Raw genomic sequence first — 23,599 nt, forward strand, 5'->3', positions numbered from 1 at the left:
GCAGCAGGCAGCTGGCCGCCGCGCTTTGCTGTTCGAAGGCTGATCCGGGTCACGGCAGCGGCATCGGCCCTTGACCCGCGACCGCGGGGGTGGGCGTCTTGGGCAGAAACGCGGCCGGAATGTAGGCCAATGCCGCCAGCGCCGCCGCGACCACGAACACCGTGGCGTAGGCCTGTGACAGGTCGTGCGCTACCGCGCTCATGAAGTCGGGGGCAAGGGTTTGCCCCGGCGTCGTCACCGGGCCGGGCGCCATGCCGTGGGGTCCCTTCCCGTGCGGACTCGTAAGTTTGTCCAGGGCGGCTATGTTTTCGCTGTGATTGAATTGGCTGGTCAAGATCACCGACATCAACGCGGCGCCCAGCGAGCTGGCAACATGCTGGTTGACGCTGAGCAACGTCGAGCCGCGGGCGATGTGGGGCGCTGCCAGGGGGCGCACCGCCGCCGCCGACAGGGGCATGATGGTGCAGCCCAGGCCCAGTCCGATGATCACCAGGCCGGTCAGCAGTATCGGCGAGTATCCGGCCTGCGTCGCGACACCGTAGCCGAAGGTTCCCATGCCCGCGGCGATCAGCGTGATCCCCACCGGCACGATCTTGCCGGGGCCGCGCCGGTCCACGACCATCCCGGCGATCGGCATGGTCAGCATCGCGCCCAGCCGTTCCGGCATCAGATGTATCCCTGACTGCATCGGAGTCTGGTGCAGCAGCTGCTGAAGGCAGCTCGGGAGCAGCAGCGCGACGCCGAAAAGTGCCACCACCGAGAGCAACATCGCCGCATTGGCCGCGGTGACTTCGCGATTTTTAAACAGCCGCAAGTCAATCAGCGGGTGATCTGCGCGGTAGCAGGCGTGGACAACGAATCCGCCGATCAACGCCAGGCCGACCATCACCGGTAGCCACACGTGGCGGTCGGCGACCGTGCCGTGGGCGGGGATCGACGACACCCCGTAGAGAAGCGTCGCCAGCCCGGGCGACAGCAACAGCATCCCGATGAAGTCGAATGTCTCCGACGGTGCCGGGCGATCCTTTCCCAACACGATCCCGGCGAGGATGAGCGTGATCACGCCGACCGGCAGATTGATCCGGAAAATCCACGGCCAGCTGTAGCTGTCGATCAGCCAGCCGCCCAGAACCGGGCCGGCGATCGGACCGACCAGCATCGGGATGCCCAGTACCGCCATCAGGCGGCCGAGCCGTTTCGGGCCTGCCGCACGCGTCAAAATTATGAGGGCCAGCGGCATCAGCATGCCGCCGCCGAGACCCTGCACCACCCGGAACGCGATGAGCAGGGTGATGGTGGGCGCCATCGCGCACAGCAGCGAGCCCACCGTGAACGCCGCGACCGAGCCCAGGAACAGCCGTTTGGTGCCGAACCGGTCGGCCGCCCAACCCGTCAGCGGGATCACGGTGGCTACCGTGAGCGTGTAGCCGGTCATCGTCCAGGCTACGACGGCGTGGGTGGACCCGAATTCGGCGATGAAGGTGCGCTGGGCCACGGCGACGACGGTGGTGTCCAGAATCGCCATCATCATGGCCAGGACGCACACGCCGGCGATCCGCAGCAGGCGGGCGTCGAGCTTGTCCGAGGAGATCTGGTCTTCCACCGCGGCGTGCTGGGCCGGCACCGCGCCGTTGGGGGCCGCACCGGGCACGGGGCGGCAGGAGTATCCGCTGGGCGAGGGTGCTGAGGGTTTGCCGGCTGGGTGATTGACGCCGCGGGGTGTCACGGGTTCGAGGGTAGCGTCGGTTAGATAGATGACCAAACCTAATGCCTGATGCCTCGTGGACCGTCGGCGGCGATCCCGGTGGCGGCCCCGCCAGCCGGTTGTGGTCACGCGACGCCCGATCCCCGAAAGCCGCCACCGCCAAGGCCATGGCCGATGGATTAGCCCGCCGGGGATCGGGTTTGATGCCTGCTGTCTGCGTGTTGGTCACCATTTGTACACCTGGGCTGGCCAGACTGCGGGTGTGTCTGGGAAATTGATCGTCTCGGTCTCGGGGATAGGCCGACACACCCTGGCGGATGTCGACGAGTTCTGCGCTCAGATGGATGCCCGTTCGGTGCCGGTGTCGTTGCTGGTGGCGCCGCGGCTCAAGGGCGGGTACGCACTCGACCGTGATCCGGGAACCGTCGAGTGGCTAGCCGCGCGGCGCGCTCGCGGCGACGCGATCGTGCTGCACGGTTATGACGAGGCGGCCACCAAAAGGCTTCGGGGCGAGTTCGCGCTGCTGCCCGCCCACGAGGCCAACCTGCGCCTGATGGCCGCCGACCGGGTGCTCGAGCACCTCGGACTGCGCACCCGGCTGTTCTCGGCGCCGGGCTGGGTGGTATCTCCCGGCACCGTCAAGGCACTGCCACGCAACGGCTTTCGGCTTCTAGCCGGTTTGCACGGGATCACCGATCTGGTGCGCCACACCACGGTGCGCGCCCGGGTGCTCGGCATCGGAGAAGGCTTCCTCTCGGAGCCCTGGTGGTGTCGGATGCTGGTGCTGTCCGCGGACCGCGTCGCCCGCCGCGGCGGGATCGTGCGGCTGGCGGTCGCGGCCCGTCACCTGAGCAAGTCCGGGCCATCGCAGGCGATGCTGGATGCGGTGGATTTGGCCCTGATGCACGGTTGCGTCGCGACCGTTTACCGCTGGGAGCCCGACGGCGCGATACTCGATGCCGCCTGAGCAACGGGTTACTACCCTAAAGCGGCATGAGAGATTCCGGTGCCGGTTCGGCAGCTGACGTCATCATCGTCGGAGCCGGGTTGGCCGGGTTGGTGGCGGCCTGCGAACTGGCGGACCGCGGCATGCGGGTGTTGATCCTCGACCAGGAGAACCGCGCCAATCTCGGAGGCCAGGCCTTCTGGTCGTTCGGTGGACTGTTCTTCGTCGACAGCCCCGAGCAGCGCCGGCTGGGTATCCGCGACTCGCACGAGTTGGCTCTGCAGGACTGGCTCGGCACGGCAGGATTCGATCGGCCCGAAGACTACTGGCCGCGGCAATGGGCGCATGCTTATGTCGATTTCGCGGCGGGAGAGAAGCGCAGCTGGCTGCGGGCCCGCGGGCTGCAGATTTTCCCGGTGGTGGCCTGGGCCGAGCGTGGCGGCTACGACGCACGCGGGCACGGCAATTCGGTGCCCCGCTTCCACATCACCTGGGGCACCGGGCCGGCGCTGGTCGAGATCTTCGCCCGCCGGCTGCGGGGCCGGACGGCAGTGCGCTTCATGCATCGCCACCAGGTGGACGAGCTTATCGTCGAGAACGGCACGGTGACCGGGGTCCGAGGAACCGTGCTGGAGCCGTCGGCCGCGCCGCGGGGTGTGGTGTCGTCCCGAAAGGCAGTGGGGCAATTCGAATTGCGTGCGTCGGCGGTGATCGTTGCCAGCGGCGGGATCGGTGGTAACCACGAGCTGGTGCGGCAGAACTGGCCGCAGCGGATGGGCCGGGTTCCGGGGCAACTGCTGAGCGGGGTGCCGGCCCACGTCGACGGCAGGATGATCGGCATCGCCGAGAAGGCCGGCGCTCGGGTGATCAACCGCGACCGGATGTGGCACTACACCGAGGGCGTCACCAACTATGACCCGATTTGGCCGCGCCACGGCATCCGCATCATTCCGGGCCCGTCCTCACTGTGGCTGGATGCCGAAGGCCGGCGGTTGCCGGCGCCACTCTACCCCGGTTTCGACACCCTCGGCACGCTGCAGCACATCACCCAATCCGGTTACGACTACAGCTGGTTTGTGTTGAACGCCAAGATCGCCGAGAAGGAATTCGCCCTGTCCGGGCAGGAACAGAACCCCGATCTGACCGGGCGCAGCGTTCGTGAGCTGCTGCGGTCCAGGGCTCGGCGCGGCGTGCCGGGTCCGGTGCAGGCTTTCCTCGACCGCGGCGTTGACTTCGTTACCGCAAACACCTTGCGTGAGTTGGTTTCCGCCATGAATAACCTGCCCGATGTGGCACCCCTGGATTACTCGACGGTGGCAGCCGAAGTGACTGCGCGCGATTGGGAGGTCGCCAACCGGTTCAGCAAAGACAGTCAGATCATCGCGATCCGTGCCGCCCGCAGCTATCTCGGGGACCGGCTGGCGCGGGTGGCGGCGCCGCACCGATTGACCGACCCGAAGGCGGGGCCGTTGATCGCGGTCAAGTTGCACATCTTGACGCGAAAAACGTTGGGCGGGCTGGAAACCGATTTAGACTCGCGGGTGCTCAAGGCCGACGGCACGCCGCTCGACGGGTTGTACGCCGCCGGCGAGGCGGCCGGGTTCGGCGGCGGTGGCGTGCACGGTTACCGATCGCTGGAGGGGACGTTTCTGGGGGGCTGCATTTTCTCCGGCCGGGCCGCCGGGCGCGGCGCCGCCCACGACATCGCCTGAAGCGGCGAACCTGAAGCGGCTAGAAGCGGACCGCCTTTTCTTCGGGCAGCACCCGAAAGTCGGTGGTGGTCATCTCGGCGAGCCGACCATAGTAGATCCCGCGGGCCTCGGTCGCGATGATGCCCTGGTGGATGGGCACCGCGTGCGCCGGCGCTACCGCCCGCAGATAGTCGACGGCTTCGGAAATCTTCATCCACGGCGCCGCGGCCGGGGTGGCCAGCACCTCCACCGGCTCGTCGGGAACGAACAGCGCGTCACCGGGATGCATCAACCGCGCGGGATGCTCGCCGTCGCCTACCAGATAGGAAATATTGTCTATCACCGGGATTTCCGGGTGGATGACCGCGTGACGGCCACCGACTGCGCGGATGCGCAGCTCCCCGACCGTGAGCACATCGCCGACGTGGACCGCCTGCCACGGCTCGCCGAGCTGCGCAGCGGTTTGCGGGTCGGCGTACAGCGCGGCGGTGGGGTTGGCCGCCAGCAACGCCGGCAGCCGGGACCGGTCAAGGTGGTCAGGATGCTGGTGGGTGATCAGGATCGCCGACAAGCCACCGAGGCCCTCGAAGCCACGCGAAAAATTCCCGGGGTCGAACAGCAGGGTGGTGCGGTCGAATTCAGCAAGCAGGCAGGAGTGACCGAAATGCGTCAATTGCATGTCTTCGATTGTGCGCCCCACGCCCGCGCCGCGGCGGCACCGGTAGAGTTGGCGCGGAGACTTTGAGGAGGACGCTGTGGCCCGGGTGGTTGTCAACGTGATGCCCAAGGCCGAGATTCTCGACCCACAGGGTCAGGCGATCGTGGGCGCGCTCGGGCGGCTCGGGCACACGGGTATCACTAATGTCCGGCAGGGTAAGAGGTTTGAGTTAGAGGTCGACGACACCGTCGATGACGCCACGCTCGCCGAAATCGCGGAGTCGGTACTGGCGAACACCGTCATCGAGGACTGGACGGTAAGCCGGGAGACGCGGTGACGGCGCGAATCGGCGTTATCACCTTCCCGGGGACGCTTGACGACGTCGACGCCGCCCGTGCGGTGCGGTTCGTCGGAGCCCAAGCCGTCAGCCTGTGGCACGCGAACGCCGACCTCAAGGGTGTCGACGCGGTGGTGGTTCCCGGCGGTTTTTCCTACGGCGACTACCTGCGGGCGGGCGCGATCGCCAGATTCGCTCCGGTGATGGGCGCGGTTCTCGACGCCGCCCGCGGCGGCATGCCGGTCTTGGGCATCTGCAACGGTTTTCAGGTGCTCTGCGAGGCCGGCCTGCTGCCCGGGGCGCTGACCCGAAACGCCGGGCTGCACTTCATCTGCCGCGACGTGCGGTTGAAAGTGGTGTCTACGACGACGGCGTGGACGTCGCGGCTCAAACCGGACACCGATCTGCTGGTGCCGCTGAAGTCGGGCGAGGGTCGCTATGTGGCTCCCGAGAAGGTGCTCGACGAACTGGAAGGCGAAGGCCGCGTGGTGTTTCGGTATCTCGACAACCCCAACGGCTCGCTGCGCGATATTGCCGGAATCAGCTCGGCCAATGGACGCGTCGTCGGGCTGATGCCCCACCCCGAGCACGCCATCGATGTCCTCACCGGTCCCTCCGACGACGGGCTGGGCTTGTTCTGCTCGGCGCTGGACTCCGTTCTGGCTGCGTGATCAGGAGACGATATCCCACTCCTTGTCGGGTATACCGGCGATGCAATGGTAGGCGATCACCGGGGTCCCGGGGTTGGCCACGTTGCTGGAAACGCACAGGCAGGGACCGAGGGCGCTGGTGATATGGCCGTCGGTCTGGAGCGTCCAGCGCTGATGGTCGGCATTGGTCTGACAGGGCGAGAGCATCGCGGGGGTGTCATCGGCCGCGTCGCTGATGCTCACACACTGCCCGGGGAAGGCCGCGCTTTCGATGTGGCCGGGGGAACTGAAAACCCAGAGCTGGGACTTCGACCCGTCACAGGGGTTGACCATCGTCGAAGTGTTGTTCCCATCGGGGGCATCCAGACACCAATTGCCCGCCAATCGGCTCTTCAACTGGACCGGCGCGGCGGCGGTTGCCACGCCGGGGTCCGGCAGCACGACGCCCAACGCCGCGCCGACCACCACCAGCGCTCGGCGCCCGAATCCCGCTAACCGCGATCCCTGCATTTCAGTCCTCTCCTTCCGCCTCCGCCAGCAGACGGGGCGGGCCACGTCGAGCCTGCCACCACGACGGTTTCCCACCGCTGAGCGGGGCCAAACCCCGGCCCGCGCTACCGTCATCCGCGTCCGGTTACTCATTACGGCTCAGAGCGGATACAGCTCGGGCACATTGACCACGATGGCCTCCGGGGTGCTGCGCGCGATCACCACCTCCGCGGGCGTCGTGGGGTCGGGGTTCTCCTCCCGGTGCGGCAGATACGGCGGGACGAAGACGTAGTCCCCGGGCCGGGCCGAGATGCGCACCTCGCCGGTGCCGTCGTGAAACACAAACTCCGGGCGGCCGCTACGCACGTAAATCGCCGTCTCCGAGTCGCCGTGGTGATGGTTGGCCGACACCGTGTTCGGGGCGACGTGCGTCTCGCCCATCCACAGCTTCTGGGCGCCAACAGAGCGACCGCTGAGCACGGCGAACCGCCGCATGCCCTCGCTTTGCGCCGTGTCGGAATCGATCTCTGACGCCTTGACGTGACGCACCCGGCTGCGGCTGCCCGCGGCATCCATCGCCTTGACGTCCGGATGAAATCCGTCCTGGGTTGCCATGGAAACTCCTATCTCTCAGAATACCGGTGTGCCTCACGGAGCCGCACCCACGCTTCACTGATCGTAGGGTGCGCCGCAGACGAGTTCGCGCTCGACCACCGCGACGCTGAGGCCCGCAGCTCGCGCCCGGTCGGCGAGATTCTCTCCGACCGGCCCGGCCCCGAGAACGATGACGTCATAGGGTTGATCACCGCGTTGCCGCTGGGCTGTCGACCTTTCCTGTTGGAGCAACGTCATTTTCGAGAATTCTTCCCACCGGACCAGCCGTAAGACTGCGCTCTACTTCCGTTATGCGCTCAGGGCAACGGAGGCTTCCGCGGTGTAGCACAAAAACGTCAGCGTCTCCTGCAGGTAGAGCTGCACGGTGTCGGCGTCGTGGCTCAGGTAACCTATGGCCACATCGGTACCCAGCTGCAGGTCGAAGTCCCCACCGCGGGTGGTCAGTACGAACGCGCCGTCGATGGCGGGCGCCCAGATGATCTCGCCGTCGACCAACCGATTGAGGTGTTCGCGGATCGGATAGCCGTGTTCGGTGGTCTCGCTGACCTTGGTGTACGCGTCGGCCGACAGCAGCACCGCATACGGGCCATCGACACCGGCCAGCCGCAGCCCGGACAACGCTTGCGAGATCACGTCGGGAAAGTCGCGGACCTCCTTGGGCAGTTTCAGCGCCGGGTTGGAGCTTGCGCTGCGGATGCCCTCGATCGACGCGGCGCCGTAGCCTTCGAAGATGGCCCGGTCCTCGACGAACGCCAGCGTCTGGGCGGCCTTTTTGACCGGATCCCAGTCGGAGTCCTTTGAACCGCGTTCCACGTCGTCGATCTCCGACCGTGACAGCGTAAATGGAACACGCAGCCGCACAAGAGGTTTGCTTGCCCGAAGGTGTGCGACAACGCCGTCGATGGGCGACTCCACGTCGATCAGCCGACCGGTGCTGACCGCGGCGGTCACGGGCCCGGCCGGGCCGCTGACGTCGACCACCCGGCGCCCGGCGATGTGGCGTTTGAACGTCCTCGTCGCCTCCAATTCGATTTCGGCCCAGGCTTCTTCGGTGATCGGCGCCAGTTCGCGGTAGAGGTTGTTCATGGCACGCTTCCTTTCAGACTGCCGATCTTCAGTGAGCCATCGCCGAGTTCAACTGCAGGAGCCGTTGTCTGTGGTTCGGGCAACGGCGGTGGGTCGTCGAGGAAGTCGACGGTGGGAGAAAAGAACAGTCCACCGGTGACCGCGGTGGAGAAGTCCAGGATGCGGTCGGTGTTGCCGGGCGGCTCGCCGAGGAACATGTTGCGCAGCATCCGTTCTGTGACGTCGGGGCTGCGCGAGTAGCCGACAAAGTAGGTGCCGAACTCGCCCTTGCCGATCTCGCCGAACGGCATGTTGTGCCGCAGGATCTTCAGCTCGGCGCCGTCGTCGTCGGTGATCACGTTCAGGGCGATGTGCGAGTTGACCGGCTTCAGGTCGTCGTCGAGCTCGATGTCGTCGAGCTTGGTGCGGCCGATCACCCGCTCCTGCTCCGTTACCGACAGCGACTCCCACGCCGCCATATCGTGGATGTACTTTTGCACGTGCACATAGCACGAGCCGGCGAAGTCCGGGTCTTCGTCGCCGACCTGGGTCGCGCTCACCGCCAGCGGTCCCTCGGGGTTCTCGGTGCCGTCGACAAAACCCAGCAGGTCGCGGTTGTCGAAGTACCGGAAGCCATGCACCTCGTCGACCACTGTCACCGCACCGGCCATCGCCTTTCGGATCTGCTTGGCCAGCTCGAAGCAGACGTCCATGGTCTCGGCCCGAATGTGGAACAATAGGTCGCCCGGGGTGGCGGGGGCTTTGTGTCGCGGGCCTTCCAGCTCCACGAACGGATGCAGGGCCGCGGGTCGCGGCCCGGCGAACAGCCGGTCCCAGCCGTCGGAGCCGATTGAGGCGACCACCGACAGGTGTTTCGTCGGGTCACGGAAACCGATGGCGCGTACCAGCCCGGACAGTTCGGGCAGCGCATCATGAACGGCCCCCTCGCCCCCGTCGTCGATCACCGCCACCAGGAAGATGGCGGCGGGAGTCAGCGGCGCGAGGACAGGTTGCGGTCGCGCGACGGGCACAGCCACGACCCTAACGTCCCCGCGAACGCCGTGGTGCTAAACATAGCGCTATGACGGCCACGGCACAGGGACTGTGCGACTTCATCGACGCGTCCCCCTCGCCATTCCACGTGTGTGCCACCGTCGCCGGCCGGCTGCGTGCGGCCGGGTACATCGAACTCGACGAAGCCGAGCGTTGGCCCGACCGGCGGGGCCGGTACTTCACCGTGCGCGCCGGCTCGCTGGTGGCCTGGAACGCCGAGGGGCCGGAAGGCCCCTTCCGGATCGTCGGCGCGCACACCGACAGCCCTAACTTGCGCCTCAAACAGCACCACGACCGTCAGGTTGCGGGCTGGCGGGTGGTGGCGTTGCAGCCCTACGGGGCCGCCTGGCTGAACTCGTGGCTGGACCGCGATCTGGGTATCAGCGGCCGGTTATCGGTGCGGGACGGCGACCGGGTCTCTCACCGGCTGGTCCGGATAGACGACCCGATCCTGCGGGTGCCGCAGCTGGCCATCCACCTGGCCGAGGACCGAACATCGCTGAGCCTGGACCCGCAGCGCCACGTCAACGCCGTGTGGGGAGCTGGCGGGGACAGCCCCGCGTTTCTGGGTTACGTCGCCGAACGCGCCGGCGTCGACGCCCGAGAAATCCTCGGCGCCGACCTGATGACCCACGACCTGGCGCCCGCGGCGGTGACCGGTGCGGACGCCGACTTGGTGAGCGCGCCCCGCCTGGACAACCAGGCCAGTTGCTATGCCGGGATGACGGCGCTGCTGACGGCCGAGCCGCGCGGCCACCTGCCGGTGCTGGCCCTCTTCGACCACGAGGAGGCGGGGTCGGTCTCTGATCATGGCGCGCAGTCGAATCTGCTGACCAGCGTGCTGGAACGGATCGTGTTGGCCACCGGGGGGTCCCGGGAGGACTTTCTGCGCCGGCTGCCGGCATCGATGCTGGCGTCGGCCGACATGGCGCACGCCACCCATCCCAACTACCCGGAGCGTCACGAACCCGGCCACCCCGTCGAGGTGAATGCGGGCCCGGTGCTCAAGGTGCATCCCAACTTGCGCTACGCCACCGATGGGCGCACCGCCGCGGCTTTCGCCCTGGCCTGCCGGCGGGCCGGGGTCCCGCTGCAGCGGTACGAACACCGGGCCGACCTGTCCTGTGGCTCGACCATCGGTCCGATCGCCTCGGCCCGCACCGGCATCCCGACCGTCGATGTCGGCGCCCCCCAGCTGGCGATGCACTCGGCGCGGGAACTGATGGGCGCCCGCGACGTCGGCGCCTACGCGGCGGCGCTGCAGGCGTTTTTGTCGCCCGGCTGACACCTGTCCTCCGGGCCTGCGCCGGCGCGGAATCTAGACTGTCGGTGTGACGTCCGGGCTCATCCACGCGGTCGATACCGTCGAGCGGGCCGCGGCGACGCCCGACCATCCGCAGCCGTTTCGCGAGCTGGGTCTCAAAGACGAGGAATACCAACGCATCCGCGCGATCTTGGGCCGCCGTCCCACCGACGCCGAGCTGGCCATGTACGCGGTGATGTGGAGCGAGCACTGCTCGTACAAGTCGTCCAAGGTCCATCTGCGCTACTTCGCCGACACCACCACCGAGGAGATGCGCGCCGGCATCCTGGCCGGCATCGGGCAAAACGCCGGTGTGGTGGACATCGGTGACGGCTGGGCGGCCACCTTCAAGGTGGAATCCCACAATCACCCCTCCTACGTCGAGCCCTATCAGGGCGCGGCCACCGGTGTGGGTGGCATTGTGCGCGACATCATGGCCATGGGAGCGCGGCCGGTCGCCGTGATGGACCAGTTGCGCTTCGGCGCCGCCGACGCCCCGGATACCCGTCGGGTGTTCGACGGCGTGGTGCGCGGCATCGCTGGCTACGGCAACTCGCTGGGACTGCCCAACATCGGCGGTGAGACCGTTTTCGATGCCTGCTATTCTGGTAACCCGCTGGTCAACGCGCTGTGTGTGGGGGTGCTGCGCAAGGAGGACCTGCGCCTGGCGGTCGCCTCCGGCGCCGGAAACAAAATCATCCTGTTCGGCGCACGCACCGGCCTGGACGGTATCGGCGGGGTGTCGGTGCTGGCGTCGGACACCTTCGAGGGCCACGCGGAAGGATCCGCGGCGGGATCGACGCTCGATCCCGCGGCCGGGTCCCGAAAGAACCGAAAGAAGTTGCCGTCGGTGCAAGTCGGTGACCCGTTTATGGAAAAAGTGCTCATCGAGTGCTGCCTGGAGCTCTACGCGGCGGGCCTGGTGATCGGCATCCAGGATCTCGGTGGCGCCGGATTAGCTTGTGCCACATCCGAATTAGCCTCAGCAGGGGACGCCGGCATGACGATCGAGCTGGACAGCGTCCCGTTGCGGACCGCGGACATGACGCCCGCCGAAGTGCTGTGCAGTGAGTCGCAAGAGCGGATGTGCGCGGTGGTCGCCCCCGAGAACGTGGACGCCTTTCTGGCGGTATGCCGCAAATGGGAGGTGCCGGCCAGCGTCATCGGCGAGGTCACCGACGGGGACCGATTGCGAATCAGCTGGCACGGCGAGACGGTGGTGGACGTGCCGCCGCGCACCGTGGCCCACGAGGGGCCGGTGTATCGGCGTCCGGTCATCCGTCCCGAGTCGCAGGACGCGCTGAACGCCGACCGCTCGACGAAGCTGCCCCGGCCGGCAACGGGGGCGGAGTTGCGCGCGACCTTACTGGCGCTGCTGGGCAGCCCGCACCTGTGCAGCCGAGCGTTTATCACCGAGCAGTACGACCGGTACGTTCGGGGCAACACCGTGCTGGCCGCGCACGCCGACGCCGGCATGCTGCGCGTGGACGAGGCCACCGGTCGCGGGATCGCGGTGGCCACCGACGGGTCGGGTCGCTACACGGCCCTGGATCCCTACATCGGCGCCCAGCTTGCGCTGGCCGAGGCGTACCGCAACGTCGCCGTCACCGGCGCCACCCCGGTCGCGGTGACCAACTGCCTCAACTTCGGCTCACCCGAAGATCCGGGGGTGATGTGGCAGTTCGCCCAGGCGGTCCGCGGCCTGGCCGATGGCTGTGCGGCGCTGGGTATTCCGGTGACCGGCGGCAATGTCAGCTTCTACAATCAAACCGGCTCGACGGCGATCCTGCCCACCCCGGTGGTCGGGGTTCTGGGTGTCATCACGGACGTGAACCGGCGGCTGTCGATGTCCCTCGGCGGCCAACCGGGCGAGAAACTGATCCTGTTGGGTGACACCCGTGACGAATTCGATGGCTCGGTGTGGGCCCAGGTGACCGCCGATCATCTCGGAGGAGTGCCGCCCGCCGTCGACTTCGCCCGCGAGCGGCTGCTGGCCGATGTGCTGTCCATCGCCTCGCGTGACGGGTTGGTGTCTGCCGCGCACGACCTCTCCGAGGGCGGGCTCGCCCAGGCCGTCGTGGAATCGGCGCTGGCAGGCGAAACCGGGTGCCGCATCGTGCTTCCCGAGGGCTGCGACCCTTTCGTCATGCTGTTCTCCGAATCGACTGGCCGGGTGCTGGTCGCGGTGCCAGGCAGCGAGGAGTCCCGGTTCCGTTCGATGTGCGAGGCAAAGGGATTGCCGGCCACTCCCATCGGCGTCGTCGACCGGGAGTCCGACGCGGTCGAGGTCCAGGGCTTGTTCACCGTGTCCCTGGCAGAGTTGCGCAGCACCGCCGAGGCGGTGCTGCCGCGGCTCTTCGGGTGAGGCGATGAGCACGCCGGTGTCCGACATCGCCGGACAGCTGGTTACCCAGCCGGCCAAGACCCGTGGCCGGCACCCGCTGCTGGCGTGGGCGTGGAGCCTGGTGCGGCTGAAGTTCGTCGGGATTGCGTTCGGGGCGCTGTTTTTCTGCTTGTCGCTGACGCCCTCGTTGCTGCCCCGGGACTGGCTGTTTCAGGGGCTGATCGGCGGCATCAATGCCGCGTTCGGCTACGGGCTAGGCGTGGTGATCGGCCGGCTGGTGCAGCGCTTCGTGCTGCGCAATGCCCGCTGGTGGCCGCCCTCGGCGCGGGCGCTGTTCTGGATGAAGGCGGCCGTCGTGGGGCTCTCGACGGCGGGATGCGTGCTGATGCTCATCCCCGCCGCCTCCTGGCAGCGGCAGGTATCGGCGCTGCTGGGTATCGAGGGCCCGGCAACCCTGGGGTATATGCGCACCCTGCTGATCGCGAGTGCCGTTGGCGCACTGCTGGTCAGCGCGTCGCGGGTGCTCATCGACTCGGTCAGGCTGCTGGCGCGGATGTTAATCAGGCGCTGGCATGTCAACGACGAGGTGGCGCTGTTCATCGGCACCACGATCGTCGTCGCGCTGCTGGTCACTTTGATCAACGGTGTTCTCGTCCGGGGTTTCTTCGCGGCGGCGAGCGCGCTCTTTCAAACGCAGAACAGCAGCACCCGGGCCGGTATTACCCAGCCGCTGCTTCCCGAAAAGTCCGGTAGCCCGGCATCGTTGGCGCCGTGGGACACGCTCGGCTACCAGGGCCGCACCTTCGTCGCCACCGGCCCGCATGCCGCCGAACTCAGCCGGCTCAACGGCCGGCCCGCTAAAGAGCCCATCCGGGTGTACGCCGGGCTGCAAAGCGCCGGCGACGACCAGTCACGGATGAGACTGGTGGTCGCCGAACTCGAACGCACCCGGGCCTTCGACCGTAAGCTGCTGGTCATCGCCCCGACCACCGGGACCGGCTGGATCGACGCGGTGGCCCCGCGGTCGCTGGAGATGATGTACAACGGCGACACCGCGATAGCGGGTGTGCAGTATTCGTATCTGCCGAGCTGGATCTCGTTTTTGGCCGACCGGCAGAAGTCCATGCAGTCCGGCCGTCAGCTGATCGACGCCATCCACCAGCGCTGGCAGCGCCTGCCGGCACATCACCGCCCGAAGCTGGTGCTTTACGGGGAGAGCCTGGGCTCGATGGCCGGGCAGGCCGCGTTCGGCTTCCTGCCCGACATCGCGAAGATGGGTTTCGACGCCGTGCTGTGGGTGGGGCCGCCGCACGCGAGCCCGTTGTGGCATGCGCTGGTCGTGCGCCGGGATCCGGGAACCACCGAGGTGCAGCCGAGCTACGACAACGGGCGAACCGTGCGGTTCTCCGAGGCCATCGATCCCGCGGACGTGGCCCGGATCGCAGCGCCGCCGTGGGAGGGTACCCGGGTGATGTTCCTGCAACACCCCTCCGACCCGGTGATTTGGTGGTCGTCCCGGCTGCTGTTCCGCCGCCCGGACTGGCTTGTCGAACCCCCGGGCCGGGATCGCAGCCCCTCGATGCGCTGGTATCCGGTGGTCACGTTCTGGCAAGTCAGCGCCGACCTGACCAATGCCATGGGCATGCCCGCCGGGCACGGCCACAACTACCGCAACACCATCCTCGACGGCTGGGTGGCGGTGGTGCCACCGGACGGCTGGACACCGGCCGACACCGAGCGTATCCGGGCGGCCCTGAACCGATCACAGAGCGCTGATGGCGCCGAACAGTGATGCGCGGCAGGGATTTTCGCAGTATCTGTGCGGTGAGTCTGGCTTCGGCACTGGTCGGCTGGAGTTTCGTCGCTCCCCGGTTGCCGACGAGGTGGCGGGTGCCCGCCCAGGTTGTCGCCGGCGGTCTGCTGATGCTGGTCAGCGGGGCACCGCTGGGTCTGACCGCGCCGCGGCTGGTGGTGGGGTTGCGGCTGGGGTCGGCGGGCGCAGCGGTGGCGGGGGCCGTGGTTGCGGCGACGACGGCGGTGCGCAGGGTCCGGCTGTCGATGTCCGCCCGGGAGCCGGCCACGCCGGCGGCGGTGTGGCTGGCGCTGCAGATACCGCTGGGCACGGTGTGGGCCGAGGAAACCGCGTTCCGCGGGGCACTGGCCACCGCCGGAACCGCGGCCTTCGGCCCGACCGCGGGACGGATCGTTCAGGCCGCGGCTTTCGGCCTCTCCCACATCACCGACGCACGCGCTCATGGCGAGCCAGTGGTGGCCACTGTGCTGGCAACCGGCCTGGCGGGCTGGTTGTTCGGCTGGCTCGCCGACCGGTCCGGCGGCCTGGTGGCGCCGATGCTGGCGCACCTGGTGATCAACGAGACCGCAGCGGCGGCCGTGCTGACGATCCGGCGGCGTCAGGCACCCTGAACGCTGCCCGGTTGGTCACCCGTCACGTCGGCCCGGCGAGCCGTCGGGTCACCGATTTCCACCGGGTACGTTCACCGTTATGACGGTCGCCAAATCTCTGCTGCTCTTCGTCCTCGCCGCGCTCGCGGAAATCGGCGGAGCCTGGCTCGTCTGGCAGGGCTGGCGTGAACACCGTGGGGCCGCCTGGATTGCCGCCGGAGTCCTCGCGCTCGGCGCCTACGGTTTCGTCGCAACGTTTCAGTCCGATCCGCACTTCGGCCGGATCCTTGCCGCCTACGGTGGCATCTTTGTCGCCGGATCGCTCGCCTGGGGCATGCTCGTCGACAAATTCCATCCCGACCGATGGGACTATCTCGGCGCCACCATCTGTCTAGTGGGCGTCGCCACCATCATGTACGCGCCGCGTCCTTGAACCCTCGCCGCCCACGGTCTAATCCCGGGGGCGCCGGCGCGGAGTCATGACGTTGAGACGATAAGGTATGGCCACCCGTCAGAAAGCCGATCCGGCCGCCACCCGCCGGGCCGTTTCGGCTGTCGAGCAGTGGCTGCGCGACGAGAGCCGTCCCGCCCCCGACCGAAACCAACTGGCCGCCGCCGTTCGGCTTACCGCGCGCACCCTGGCCGCGTTGGCGCCGGGAGCGAGTGTCGAGGTCAGAGTGCCGCCGTTTGTCGCGGTGCAGTGCATCGCCGGGCCGCGGCACACCCGCGGGAATCCCCCCAATGTCGTGGAGACCGATCCCCGGACCTGGCTGTTGCTGGTCATGGGTTTGCTGGCGGTTTCGGAGGCGGTGTCGTCGGGCGCGTTGCGGCTCTCCGGATCGCGGGCCGGTGCCATCGCGTCGTGGCTGCCGTTGCCGTTGGGCGGGTAGACGTCCCGGTGCGGGGCCGGGCGCCGAGGCAAAACACGTGTGTCGGGTTCGCCGTCGGCGGCTTTGCACGTAGACTCGCTGATGTCAACACCCCGGCCCAGGGAGCAGCCCCGACCGTGACCGCACCGGAGTTTGAGAACTCCCCCCGTGAAGAATGCGGCGTTTTCGGTGTCTGGGCTCCCGGGGAAAATGTTGCCAAGCTCACCTACTACGGGTTGTACGCATTGCAGCACCGTGGGCAGGAGGCGGCCGGGATCGCCGTCGCCGACGGGTCGCAGGTGTTGGTGTTCAAAGACCTGGGCCTGGTCAGCCAGGTGTTCGACGAGCAGACGCTGGCGGCCATGGAGGGTCACGTCGCCATCGGGCACTGCCGCTACTCCACCACCGGTCACCCCACGTGGGAGAACGCCCAGCCGGTGTTTCACACCACGGCGGCTGGCACCGGGGTGGCGCTGGGACACAACGGCAACCTGGTCAACAGCGCCGCACTGCTCGCCCGCGCCCGCGAGGCGGGGTTGATCCACCCGCGAGTGCCGGGCGCGGCCACCACCGACTCCGACATCCTCGGTGCGCTGCTGGCCCACGGCGCGGCGGACCTCAGCCTGGAGCAGGCGGCGCTGGAGCTGCTGCCGACCGTGCGGGGAGCGTTCTGTCTGACGTTCATGGACGAAAACACCCTGTACGCCTGCCGCGACCCCTACGGGGTGCGACCACTGTCTCTGGGCCGGCTCGATCACGGCTGGGTGGTGGCCTCCGAAACCGCCGCGCTGGACATCGTCGGTGCCTCCTTCGTCCGGGAGATCGAGCCGGGAGAGTTGCTGGCGATAGACGCCGACGGGGTGCGCTCCAGCCGCTTCGCCAATCCCACCCCCAAGGGCTGTGTATTCGAATACGTCTACCTGGCCCGGCCCGACAGCACCATCGCCGGCCGCTCGGTGCACGCCGCGCGGGTCGAGATCGGTCGCCGGCTGGCCCGCGAATGCCCGGCCGAGGCCGACCTGGTGATCGGCGTGCCGGACTCGGGAACCCCCGCCGCGGTCGGCTACGCGCGGGAGGCGGGCATCCCCTACGGGCAGGGGCTGATGAAAAACGCTTACGTCGGCCGCACGTTCATTCAGCCGTCGCAGACCATCCGGCAGCTCGGCATCCGGCTGAAGCTGAATCCGCTCAAAGAAGTCATCCGCGGCAAGCGGCTGGTGGTCGTTGACGACTCGATCGTGCGTGGCAACACCCAACGCGCCCTGGTGCGGATGCTGCGGGAAGCGGGGGTCGTCGAGGTACATGTGCGCATCGCTTCGCCGCCGGTGAAATGGCCGTGTTTCTACGGCATCGATTTCCCGTCGCCCGCGGAGTTGATCGCCAACGCGGTCGAAGATGAACACGAGTTGGCGGATGCGGTGCGCCACGCGATCGGCGCCGACACGTTGGGCTACATCTCGTTGCCGGGTCTGATCGCCGCGGCCGAGCAGCCCGCCTCGCGGCTCTGCACCGCCTGCTACGACGGCAGGTATCCGATCGAGCTGCCCGGCGAAACCGCGCTGGGCAAAAACGTCATCGAACACATGCTTGCCACCGCCGCCCGCGACGCCGGCGTTTCAGACCCGCCGGGCGGCGCAGTCGCCCGGGCGGGTGTGAACCTCCGTTTCCCCGCTGAAAACTCCGCCACGCTGCGCAATCACTAGTTGGCTCCCGCTCGATGCCGGTTCGGCATGGCCGGATGGGTGGATCCGGGGGATCGGCGCCCCGGCCGGAAAGAGCCGGTCGGCCGGTTCCGGGGCGGAGTGCCCCGGGCGGCGCCGACCGGCGGTCGACGCCGCCCGGTAGCCTTTAGGGCGATGACGGACCCCGGAAAACACCCCGGCAATCAGGGCATTACCTACGCCTCGGCCGGGGTGGACATCGCAGCTGGTGAACGCGCAGTAGAACTGTTCAAACCGCTCGCCTCCAAGGCCACCCGACCCGAAGTGCGCAGCCAGCTGGGCGGATTCGCGGGACTGTTCGCCTTGCGGGGCGGCTACCGCGAACCGCTGCTGGCGGCATCCAGCGACGGTGTGGGCACCAAGCTGGCGGTCGCGCAGGCGATGGACAAACACGACACCGTCGGCCTGGACCTGGTGGCGATGGTGGTCGATGACCTGGTGGTTTGCGGCGCCGAGCCGCTGTTTCTGCTGGACTACATCGCCGTCGGCCGGATCGTGCCGGAACGGCTCAACGCGATCGTCGCCGGGATCGCCGACGGGTGCCTGCGCGCGGGTGTGGCGCTGCTGGGCGGTGAGACCGCCGAGCACCCGGGTCTGATCGAGCCGGCCCACTACGATCTTTCGGCCACTGCCGTCGGCGTGATCGAGGCCGACGATGTGCTGGGACCTGACCGGGTCAAACCCGGCGACGTTCTGATCGCGATGGGATCCTCCGGTCTGCATTCCAACGGATATTCGCTGGCCCGCAAGGTGCTGCTGGAGATCGACCGGATGAACCTGAGCGGCTATGTGGAGGAGTTCGGCCGCACCTTGGGCGAAGAACTTCTGGAGCCCACCCGGATCTATGTCAAGGACTGCCTGGCGCTGGCCGCCGAAACCCAGGTCCGCACGTTTAGCCACATCACCGGAGGCGGCCTGGCCGGCAACCTGGAACGTGTCATCCCCCACGGGCTGGTGGCCGAGGTCGACCGCGGCACGTGGACACCCGCGCCCGTTTTCGGGATGATCGCGCAGCGCGGGCGCGTTAGCCGGGCGGAGATGGAAAAGACGTTCAACATGGGGGTTGGCATGGTCGCCGTCGTCGCTCCGGAGGACACCGACCGCGCCCTGGCCATCCTGACGGCGCGGCACCTGGACTGTTGGGTGTTGGGGACCGTCAACAAGGGCGGAAAAAGAGGACCTCGCGCCAGACTCGTCGGGGAACACCCGCGTTTCTAATGGGAACCGATAAGCTTTTCTCCCGGATAAACTCCGACGGCGACGCCGGCCGGGCGGCCCGGGGGTGGGGATCCCCGCCCGCGCAGCGGTGTGGGACAGCCGGCAGTTACCAGCCCTTAGCGACGCCAGTCGTCCGCGTCGTCCCAGGTCTCCTCGGGAAACCGGTGGTTGCCGTCCGACCGGTCCGATTCGTTTGCGCGCGCTCCCGATAGCTCGCGCTGAAGCCGCTCGAAATCGGTCTGCGGGGAGCTGTACTTCAGTTCTCGAGCAACCTTGGTCTGCTTTGCCTTTGCCCGGCCGCGGCCCATGGGGGAACCCCCTCGCACAATAACGGAGCGGCCCAACGAGTAGGCGGCTCCGATCTGTCAGTGTCGTTATTGTCCTGCCGACAGTTTACCGTGCCTTGCAGGCGTGTGCCGGTACGGGCCCGCCCGCCGTCACGCTCATCTCGCGACGCCGCGCAATCGATCGACGGCCAGCCGCCCGGCGCCGGGCCCCTCGGCCGCCGGCAGAGAATCGGCGTCGATCGCCGCTGCGGTTTCCGCGGCGCCCCCGGTGACCAGGGCGGTATCGGCCGGCAGACCGCGTTTGAGCAGAGCCAGCGCCACCGGGCCCAGGTCCACGTGCTCGACCACGGTTCCAAGACGCCCCACGGCGCGGCCGTCGGCCAACACAGCGTCTCCGGTTGACGGCCGCTCCGCCGAGCCGTCGAGGTGCAACAGCACCAGCATCCGGGGCGGCTTGCCGAGGTTATGCACCCGTGCAACGGTTTCCTGGCCGCGATAGCAACCCTTGTCCAAATGGACGGCGCCGACCCCCGGACCGCCGATCCAGCCCACTTCGTGGGGAATTGTGCGTTCGTCGGTGTCAACGCCGAGCCGCGGGCGCAGCGCCGCGACCCGGTGAGCCTCATAGGTCCAGACCCCGGCTAACCGCACTCCCGCCGCCGTCAATCGCTGCCTCCACTCGGCCGAGTCGGACCGTGGTACCACGAGATCCAGTTCGATCCGGCCTTCCCGGGCGCTGGGCATTCTGCGCACAAAACCGCCGCGGGCCAGAGGCGCCGCCGTTGCCGCGGCCGGCAGGGCATCCAAGCCCAGCACGTCGAGCAGCCGAGGGTCCCCCAGCCGCGGACCCAGCAGCGAAAACACCGCCAGGTCGGCGGCGTCCGGCGACACCTGGGCCCAAAACACCATCTTGCGCAGATAGGCCAGCAGTGGCTCCCCCCGCCAGGGCTCGGTATCGAGATAGGTGATGCCCCCTAATTCCGTCTGAATCCAGTGGTCCTCGACCCGGCCCTGACTGTCCAGGCTCAGGTTGTGCGTACTGGCCCCTTCCGGGAGTTCGCTGACATGTTGCGTGGAGATGCTGTGCAGCCAGCGCCGTCGATCGTCACCGGTCAACGTGAGCACCGCCCGGTGCGAACGGTCGATCAGCACGGCGTCGGTATCCGCCGCCCGCTGCTCACCCAGCGGGTCGCCGTACTGCCAGACCACACCCGCGTCGGGTCCGTAATCGGGGGCAAAAACTGCGGTCACATCCCAACTCTACGGGTACTGCGCGGCTTTCACCGGGCCGCTTTTCCGGGCCGTTCCGGCGCGTTTCGTCGTCACGCTAGGCTTCTCGTCGATGGCAGGCCAGACGGGTGTGGTCGTTACGCTCGACGGCGAGATACTCGCTGCCGGCACGCCTCTGCTGTGTGCGGACGACCTCGCTGTGGTGCGCGGCGACGGCGTTTTCGAGACGCTGCTGGTTCGTGACGGCCGGGCGTGTTTGGTTGAGGCGCACCTGCAGCGCCTGGCCCATTCGGCCAGGCTGATGGAGTTGCCCGAGCCGGATCTGCCGGGATGGCGACGCGCCATCGACAGGGCGGCCCACCTGTGGGCGGCGGGCACCCCCGAGGAGGGGGCGATGCGGCTGATCTACAGCCGCGGCCGGGAGAGCGGCTCGGCACCGACCGCCTACGTCATGGTCAACGCGCTGCCGCCGCGGGTCACGACGGTGCGCCGCGACGGGGTGGCTGCGATCACCCTGGATCGGGGACTGCGCGTCACCGGCGCCGACGACATGCCGTGGTTGCTCGCCGGCGCCAAAACGCTGTCCTACGCGGTCAATATGGCCGCCCTGCGGTATGCCGCCCGGCAGGGCTTCGACGACGTGGTCTTTGTCAGCTCCGACGGCTACATCCTGGAAGGCCCACGCTCGACGGTGGTGATCGCCGCCGATCTCGACGGGGCGACCGGCCTGCTTACCCCACCGCCCTGGTACCCGATCTTGCGCGGCACCACCCAACAGGCGCTTTTCCAGGTCGCCCGCGCCAAGGGCTACGACTGCGACTACCGTGCCCTCCGTGTCGCCGACCTTTTTGCCGCGCAAGGGGTCTGGCTGGTGTCCGCGATGACGTTGGCCGCCCGGGTCCACACCCTTGACGGCCGGGCGCTGCCCCGGGCCGTGATGGCCGCCGAGTTTCCCGAGCTCGTTGACGCGGCGATCGTCAGCGACCTCTGAGGCGGCGATTTCGGGTGAAACCCGGGGGCTGTTATCCGGCGAACCGCGACAGCCGCGCCGAGAGCCGCGGCACCAGCCGGCCGTCCGCGTCGACGCGTTCCTCCACGTAGGCCAAATCCCCACCCTCGACGATGCCGTAGAGCCGCTTGGCGCCGCCGACCAGCACGCCGGATTTGCTGCGTGCCAGCACATCGGTCACCAGCTCCCATGAGGAGTGCGTGCGCGGGCAGCCATAAAACAACTCGACGTAGCCGGCCGAGTGCGCCAGCAGCAACTCGATGGCCTGCGACTCCGTTGGGTCGGCGGGATCGGTGACGAAGCGCCAGTAGCCGGTCTCCCTCAGGTCCGGACCCTGGTAGTCGCCGGACGCGCTCAGCCGCCACGATCGAGCTTCCCAGTTCAGGTAATCCCCGCCGTCGTGCGACACGACGATCTGTTGACCGAAGCGGTAGTCGCCGCGGGCGTCGCGGCCTTCACCCTCCCCCCGCCAGACGCCGACCAAAGGCAGCAGCGCCAGCAGCGCGTCGTGCAGGTTGGCGCCTTGGCGCAGGTTCGCGGTGTCGGGGGGGACGGGGAGATCGTCGAAGACCGGGATGTTGCGGGCCGCGGTCAGTTTGGCGCGTTCCGCCGCCGCGGCCACCGCACGGCCTCCCGGGCCCATGGGGCGGACCGGTCGATCGGCCTGCTCGTTAGCGGTCACAAGCGGTCACGACTCGTTGGCGATGAGCCGGTACAGCGCGTATAGCGCAACCCATGCGATCACCCCGACGGAGGCGACCAGCATGATCTCAAAAAACAGCACCACGCGACGAGTCTAATTCTTCGGTGCCGGCATGGGGGTTCGCCAACGGCTTCCGTCAGGCGATCTTGATGTCCACCTCGTAGAGACCCGAACCCGAGGGCGTCACCACGGCGTCGCCGTTACCGACCGCCGACAGCGCGCGCAGCCGCCAGGTTCCGGGTGCGGCGAAGAACCGAAAATCACCGGTGGCCGACGCTACGACCTCGGCGGTGAACTCGTTCGATGAGTCCAGCAGCCGAACGAACGCGCCCGCCACGGGCTCCCCGGAGCTGTCCACGACCCGGCCGGTGATCACGGTCTCCTTCTCCAAGTCGACGCTGGCCGGCAACGTCTGTCCTTGTCTGGGCGGTGTGCACATATTCAGCTTCCCAACTCGATCGGGACTCCCACCAGGGAGCCGTATTCCGTCCAACTGCCGTCGTAGTTTTTAACATTTCGGTGTCCGAGCAGTTCGTGCAGCACAAACCAGGTGTGCGACGACCGCTCGCCGATTCGGCAATAAGCGATGGTCTCCTTCGACCCGTCCAACCCGGCGGCGGCGTAGAGCCTGGCCAGTTCCTCGTCGGACTTGAAGGTGCCGTCTTCGTTGGCGGCTTTGCTCCACGGCACGTTGATCGCACCGGGGATGTGACCGGGTCGCTGGCTTTGTTCCTGCGGTAAATGCGCCGGCGCCAAGATTTTACCGGAAAACTCCTCCGGGGAGCGCACGTCGACCAGGTTCTTCACGTTGATGGCTGCGATCACCTCATCCCGGAAGGCCCGGATGCTGTTGTCCGGCTGCTTCGCCGTGTATGTGGTGGCAGGGCGGTTCACCGTGTCGGTGGACAGTGGGCGGCCGTCGAGCTCCCATTTCTTGCGGCCACCGTCGAGCAGCTTGACGCCGACGTGGCCGTAGAGCTTGAAATACCAGTACGCGTAGGCGGCGAACCAGTTGTTGTTGCCACCATACAGGATCACCGTGTCATCGTTAGAGATACCGCGGTCGCTCAGCAGTTTCGAGAATTGCTGGGCGTCGACGAAGTCGCGCCGGACCGGGTCCTGCAAATCGGTACGCCAGTCCAGCTTAACCGCGCCGGCGATATGGCCGCGGTCGTAGGCGCTGGTGTCCTCGTCCACCTCGACGAAGACGACACCGGGCGCGTCGAGATTGCTCGCAGCCCAGTCAGCGGTGACCAGGACGTCGGAGCGTGCCATGGCGGTTCCTTTCAATTGTTTTGATGGA

General features: G+C 67.8%; 24 protein-coding genes and 1 pseudogene. 13 read left to right on the forward strand and 12 right to left on the reverse strand.

Going from position 1 to position 23,599, the window contains the following annotated elements; all coding sequences use genetic code 11:
* Positions 1 to 49: 49 nt before the first annotated feature.
* Complete coding sequence (locus QJR12_RS04920) at positions 50 to 1,624, reverse strand: DHA2 family efflux MFS transporter permease subunit (RefSeq protein ID WP_300579639.1); 1,575 nt, start codon at positions 1,622 to 1,624, stop codon at positions 50 to 52.
* Between the two features lie 343 nt (positions 1,625 to 1,967).
* Between QJR12_RS04920 and QJR12_RS04925 the strand changes: the two genes are divergently transcribed.
* Together QJR12_RS04925 and QJR12_RS04930 are read left to right on the forward strand one after the other, a co-directional pair.
* The gene (locus QJR12_RS04925) at positions 1,968 to 2,672 is read left to right on the forward strand and encodes a DUF2334 domain-containing protein (RefSeq protein ID WP_300579567.1); all 705 of its coding nucleotides are present in this window, start codon (positions 1,968 to 1,970) and stop codon (positions 2,670 to 2,672) included.
* 26 nt (positions 2,673 to 2,698) lie between these two features.
* Positions 2,699 to 4,363, forward strand: a complete 1,665-nt coding sequence (locus tag QJR12_RS04930; RefSeq protein ID WP_300579568.1) for an FAD-binding dehydrogenase — start codon at positions 2,699 to 2,701, stop codon at positions 4,361 to 4,363.
* A gap of 19 nt (positions 4,364 to 4,382) precedes the next feature.
* On the opposite strand, the gene QJR12_RS04935 is transcribed toward QJR12_RS04930, so the two are convergent.
* Positions 4,383 to 5,021 carry an MBL fold metallo-hydrolase gene (locus QJR12_RS04935; RefSeq protein WP_300579569.1) on the reverse strand — a complete coding sequence of 213 codons (639 nt, stop codon included), beginning with the start codon at positions 5,019 to 5,021 and terminating at the stop codon, positions 4,383 to 4,385.
* A 76-nt stretch (positions 5,022 to 5,097) separates the two neighbouring features.
* Between QJR12_RS04935 and purS the strand changes: the two genes are divergently transcribed.
* Together purS and purQ are read left to right on the forward strand one after the other, a co-directional pair.
* Positions 5,098 to 5,337 (forward strand): phosphoribosylformylglycinamidine synthase subunit PurS, encoded by a 240-nt coding sequence (gene purS, locus QJR12_RS04940; protein WP_300579570.1) that lies wholly within the window; start codon positions 5,098 to 5,100, stop codon positions 5,335 to 5,337.
* Positions 5,334 to 6,008: a phosphoribosylformylglycinamidine synthase subunit PurQ gene (gene purQ / locus QJR12_RS04945; RefSeq protein WP_300579571.1), complete on the forward strand. Its 675-nt coding sequence runs from the start codon at positions 5,334 to 5,336 to the stop codon at positions 6,006 to 6,008. The genes purS and purQ overlap by 4 nt, the downstream gene beginning before the upstream one ends.
* On the opposite strand, the gene QJR12_RS04950 is transcribed toward purQ, so the two are convergent.
* From QJR12_RS04950 to QJR12_RS04970, 5 genes and pseudogenes are all read right to left on the reverse strand, one after another.
* Positions 6,009 to 6,497 (reverse strand): RICIN domain-containing protein, encoded by a 489-nt coding sequence (locus QJR12_RS04950; RefSeq protein WP_300579572.1) that lies wholly within the window; start codon positions 6,495 to 6,497, stop codon positions 6,009 to 6,011. It abuts the gene before it with no gap.
* 138 nt (positions 6,498 to 6,635) lie between these two features.
* Positions 6,636 to 7,091 carry a cupin domain-containing protein gene (locus tag QJR12_RS04955; protein ID WP_300579573.1) on the reverse strand — a complete coding sequence of 152 codons (456 nt, stop codon included), beginning with the start codon at positions 7,089 to 7,091 and terminating at the stop codon, positions 6,636 to 6,638.
* Between the two features lie 72 nt (positions 7,092 to 7,163).
* A pseudogene (locus QJR12_RS04960) lies at positions 7,164 to 7,328 on the reverse strand (pyridine nucleotide-disulfide oxidoreductase); the annotation flags it as partial.
* Between the two features lie 51 nt (positions 7,329 to 7,379).
* A complete protein-coding gene (locus tag QJR12_RS04965) occupies positions 7,380 to 8,177 on the reverse strand; it encodes a family 1 encapsulin nanocompartment shell protein (RefSeq protein WP_300579574.1) in 798 nt (265 codons plus the stop codon).
* Positions 8,174 to 9,193: a Dyp-type peroxidase gene (locus QJR12_RS04970; protein ID WP_300579575.1), complete on the reverse strand. Its 1,020-nt coding sequence runs from the start codon at positions 9,191 to 9,193 to the stop codon at positions 8,174 to 8,176. Before QJR12_RS04970 ends, QJR12_RS04965 begins: the two co-directional genes overlap by 4 nt.
* Positions 9,194 to 9,237: 44 nt before the next feature.
* On the opposite strand from QJR12_RS04970, the gene QJR12_RS04975 reads away from it, so the two are divergent.
* The 8 genes from QJR12_RS04975 (at position 9,238) to purM (ending at position 19,067) form a co-directional block, all read left to right on the forward strand.
* A complete protein-coding gene (locus tag QJR12_RS04975) occupies positions 9,238 to 10,494 on the forward strand; it encodes a M18 family aminopeptidase (protein WP_300579576.1) in 1,257 nt (418 codons plus the stop codon).
* Between the two features lie 61 nt (positions 10,495 to 10,555).
* Positions 10,556 to 12,877 carry a phosphoribosylformylglycinamidine synthase subunit PurL gene (purL, locus tag QJR12_RS04980; protein WP_300579640.1) on the forward strand — a complete coding sequence of 774 codons (2,322 nt, stop codon included), beginning with the start codon at positions 10,556 to 10,558 and terminating at the stop codon, positions 12,875 to 12,877.
* 4 nt (positions 12,878 to 12,881) lie between these two features.
* The gene (locus tag QJR12_RS04985) at positions 12,882 to 14,648 is read left to right on the forward strand and encodes an alpha/beta hydrolase (RefSeq protein WP_300579577.1); all 1,767 of its coding nucleotides are present in this window, start codon (positions 12,882 to 12,884) and stop codon (positions 14,646 to 14,648) included.
* Positions 14,648 to 15,280 (forward strand): CPBP family intramembrane glutamic endopeptidase, encoded by a 633-nt coding sequence (locus QJR12_RS04990; RefSeq protein WP_300579578.1) that lies wholly within the window; start codon positions 14,648 to 14,650, stop codon positions 15,278 to 15,280. The genes QJR12_RS04985 and QJR12_RS04990 overlap by 1 nt, the downstream gene beginning before the upstream one ends.
* Before the next feature lie 79 nt (positions 15,281 to 15,359).
* Complete coding sequence (locus QJR12_RS04995) at positions 15,360 to 15,692, forward strand: YnfA family protein (protein ID WP_300579579.1); 333 nt, start codon at positions 15,360 to 15,362, stop codon at positions 15,690 to 15,692.
* Between the two features lie 67 nt (positions 15,693 to 15,759).
* A complete protein-coding gene (locus QJR12_RS05000; protein ID WP_300579580.1) occupies positions 15,760 to 16,149 on the forward strand; it encodes a sterol carrier family protein in 390 nt (129 codons plus the stop codon).
* A 116-nt stretch (positions 16,150 to 16,265) separates the two neighbouring features.
* Positions 16,266 to 17,831: an amidophosphoribosyltransferase gene (gene purF, locus QJR12_RS05005; RefSeq protein ID WP_300579581.1), complete on the forward strand. Its 1,566-nt coding sequence runs from the start codon at positions 16,266 to 16,268 to the stop codon at positions 17,829 to 17,831.
* Between the two features lie 153 nt (positions 17,832 to 17,984).
* Positions 17,985 to 19,067 carry a phosphoribosylformylglycinamidine cyclo-ligase gene (gene purM / locus QJR12_RS05010; RefSeq protein ID WP_300579582.1) on the forward strand — a complete coding sequence of 361 codons (1,083 nt, stop codon included), beginning with the start codon at positions 17,985 to 17,987 and terminating at the stop codon, positions 19,065 to 19,067.
* A 116-nt stretch (positions 19,068 to 19,183) separates the two neighbouring features.
* Here the strand turns inward: purM and QJR12_RS05015 are convergent, their stop codons facing one another.
* Together QJR12_RS05015 and QJR12_RS05020 are read right to left on the reverse strand one after the other, a co-directional pair.
* Entirely contained in the window at positions 19,184 to 19,375 is a 192-nt protein-coding gene (locus QJR12_RS05015; protein ID WP_300579583.1) for a DUF3073 domain-containing protein, read from the reverse strand.
* A 135-nt stretch (positions 19,376 to 19,510) separates the two neighbouring features.
* Positions 19,511 to 20,605 carry a folate-binding protein YgfZ gene (locus tag QJR12_RS05020; protein WP_300579584.1) on the reverse strand — a complete coding sequence of 365 codons (1,095 nt, stop codon included), beginning with the start codon at positions 20,603 to 20,605 and terminating at the stop codon, positions 19,511 to 19,513.
* 109 nt (positions 20,606 to 20,714) lie between these two features.
* On the opposite strand from QJR12_RS05020, the gene QJR12_RS05025 reads away from it, so the two are divergent.
* The gene (locus QJR12_RS05025) at positions 20,715 to 21,575 is read left to right on the forward strand and encodes an aminodeoxychorismate lyase (protein ID WP_300579641.1); all 861 of its coding nucleotides are present in this window, start codon (positions 20,715 to 20,717) and stop codon (positions 21,573 to 21,575) included.
* Between the two features lie 31 nt (positions 21,576 to 21,606).
* Here QJR12_RS05025 and QJR12_RS05030 read toward each other — a convergent pair whose 3' ends face one another.
* The 3 genes from QJR12_RS05030 to QJR12_RS05040 all read right to left on the reverse strand — a co-directional run bounded on the left by QJR12_RS05030 (position 21,607) and on the right by QJR12_RS05040 (position 23,571).
* Positions 21,607 to 22,236 carry an FABP family protein gene (locus QJR12_RS05030; RefSeq protein WP_300579642.1) on the reverse strand — a complete coding sequence of 210 codons (630 nt, stop codon included), beginning with the start codon at positions 22,234 to 22,236 and terminating at the stop codon, positions 21,607 to 21,609.
* Positions 22,237 to 22,432: 196 nt separating this feature from the next.
* On the reverse strand, positions 22,433 to 22,735 hold the full coding sequence (locus tag QJR12_RS05035; protein WP_300579585.1) for a DUF1416 domain-containing protein: 303 nt from the start codon (positions 22,733 to 22,735) through the stop codon (positions 22,433 to 22,435).
* Positions 22,736 to 22,737: 2 nt separating this feature from the next.
* A complete protein-coding gene (locus QJR12_RS05040; RefSeq protein WP_300579586.1) occupies positions 22,738 to 23,571 on the reverse strand; it encodes a sulfurtransferase in 834 nt (277 codons plus the stop codon).
* Between the last annotated feature and the right edge of the window lie 28 nt (positions 23,572 to 23,599).

This window comes from Mycobacterium sp., assembly GCF_029961025.1.
In the GTDB taxonomy this organism is placed as follows: Bacteria; Actinomycetota; Actinomycetes; order Mycobacteriales; family Mycobacteriaceae; genus Mycobacterium.

Coding starts and splice junctions, on each gene's coding strand:
- QJR12_RS05000 (WP_300579580.1), top strand. CDS start 15,760: ATGGCCACCCGTCAGAAAGCCGATCCGGCCGCCACCCGCCGGGCCGTT.
- QJR12_RS04955 (WP_300579573.1), bottom strand. CDS start 7,091: ATGGCAACCCAGGACGGATTTCATCCGGACGTCAAGGCGATGGATGCC.
- QJR12_RS05015 (WP_300579583.1), bottom strand. CDS start 19,375: ATGGGCCGCGGCCGGGCAAAGGCAAAGCAGACCAAGGTTGCTCGAGAA.
- QJR12_RS04985 (WP_300579577.1), top strand. CDS start 12,882: ATGAGCACGCCGGTGTCCGACATCGCCGGACAGCTGGTTACCCAGCCG.
- QJR12_RS04975 (WP_300579576.1), top strand. CDS start 9,238: ATGACGGCCACGGCACAGGGACTGTGCGACTTCATCGACGCGTCCCCC.
- purM (WP_300579582.1), top strand. CDS start 17,985: ATGACGGACCCCGGAAAACACCCCGGCAATCAGGGCATTACCTACGCC.
- QJR12_RS04935 (WP_300579569.1), bottom strand. CDS start 5,021: ATGCAATTGACGCATTTCGGTCACTCCTGCCTGCTTGCTGAATTCGAC.
- QJR12_RS05030 (WP_300579642.1), bottom strand. CDS start 22,236: ATGGGCCCGGGAGGCCGTGCGGTGGCCGCGGCGGCGGAACGCGCCAAA.
- QJR12_RS04995 (WP_300579579.1), top strand. CDS start 15,360: ATGACGGTCGCCAAATCTCTGCTGCTCTTCGTCCTCGCCGCGCTCGCG.
- QJR12_RS04930 (WP_300579568.1), top strand. CDS start 2,699: ATGAGAGATTCCGGTGCCGGTTCGGCAGCTGACGTCATCATCGTCGGA.
- QJR12_RS04965 (WP_300579574.1), bottom strand. CDS start 8,177: ATGAACAACCTCTACCGCGAACTGGCGCCGATCACCGAAGAAGCCTGG.
- QJR12_RS04990 (WP_300579578.1), top strand. CDS start 14,648: ATGCGCGGCAGGGATTTTCGCAGTATCTGTGCGGTGAGTCTGGCTTCG.
- QJR12_RS05040 (WP_300579586.1), bottom strand. CDS start 23,571: ATGGCACGCTCCGACGTCCTGGTCACCGCTGACTGGGCTGCGAGCAAT.
- QJR12_RS05035 (WP_300579585.1), bottom strand. CDS start 22,735: ATGTGCACACCGCCCAGACAAGGACAGACGTTGCCGGCCAGCGTCGAC.
- QJR12_RS04950 (WP_300579572.1), bottom strand. CDS start 6,497: ATGCAGGGATCGCGGTTAGCGGGATTCGGGCGCCGAGCGCTGGTGGTG.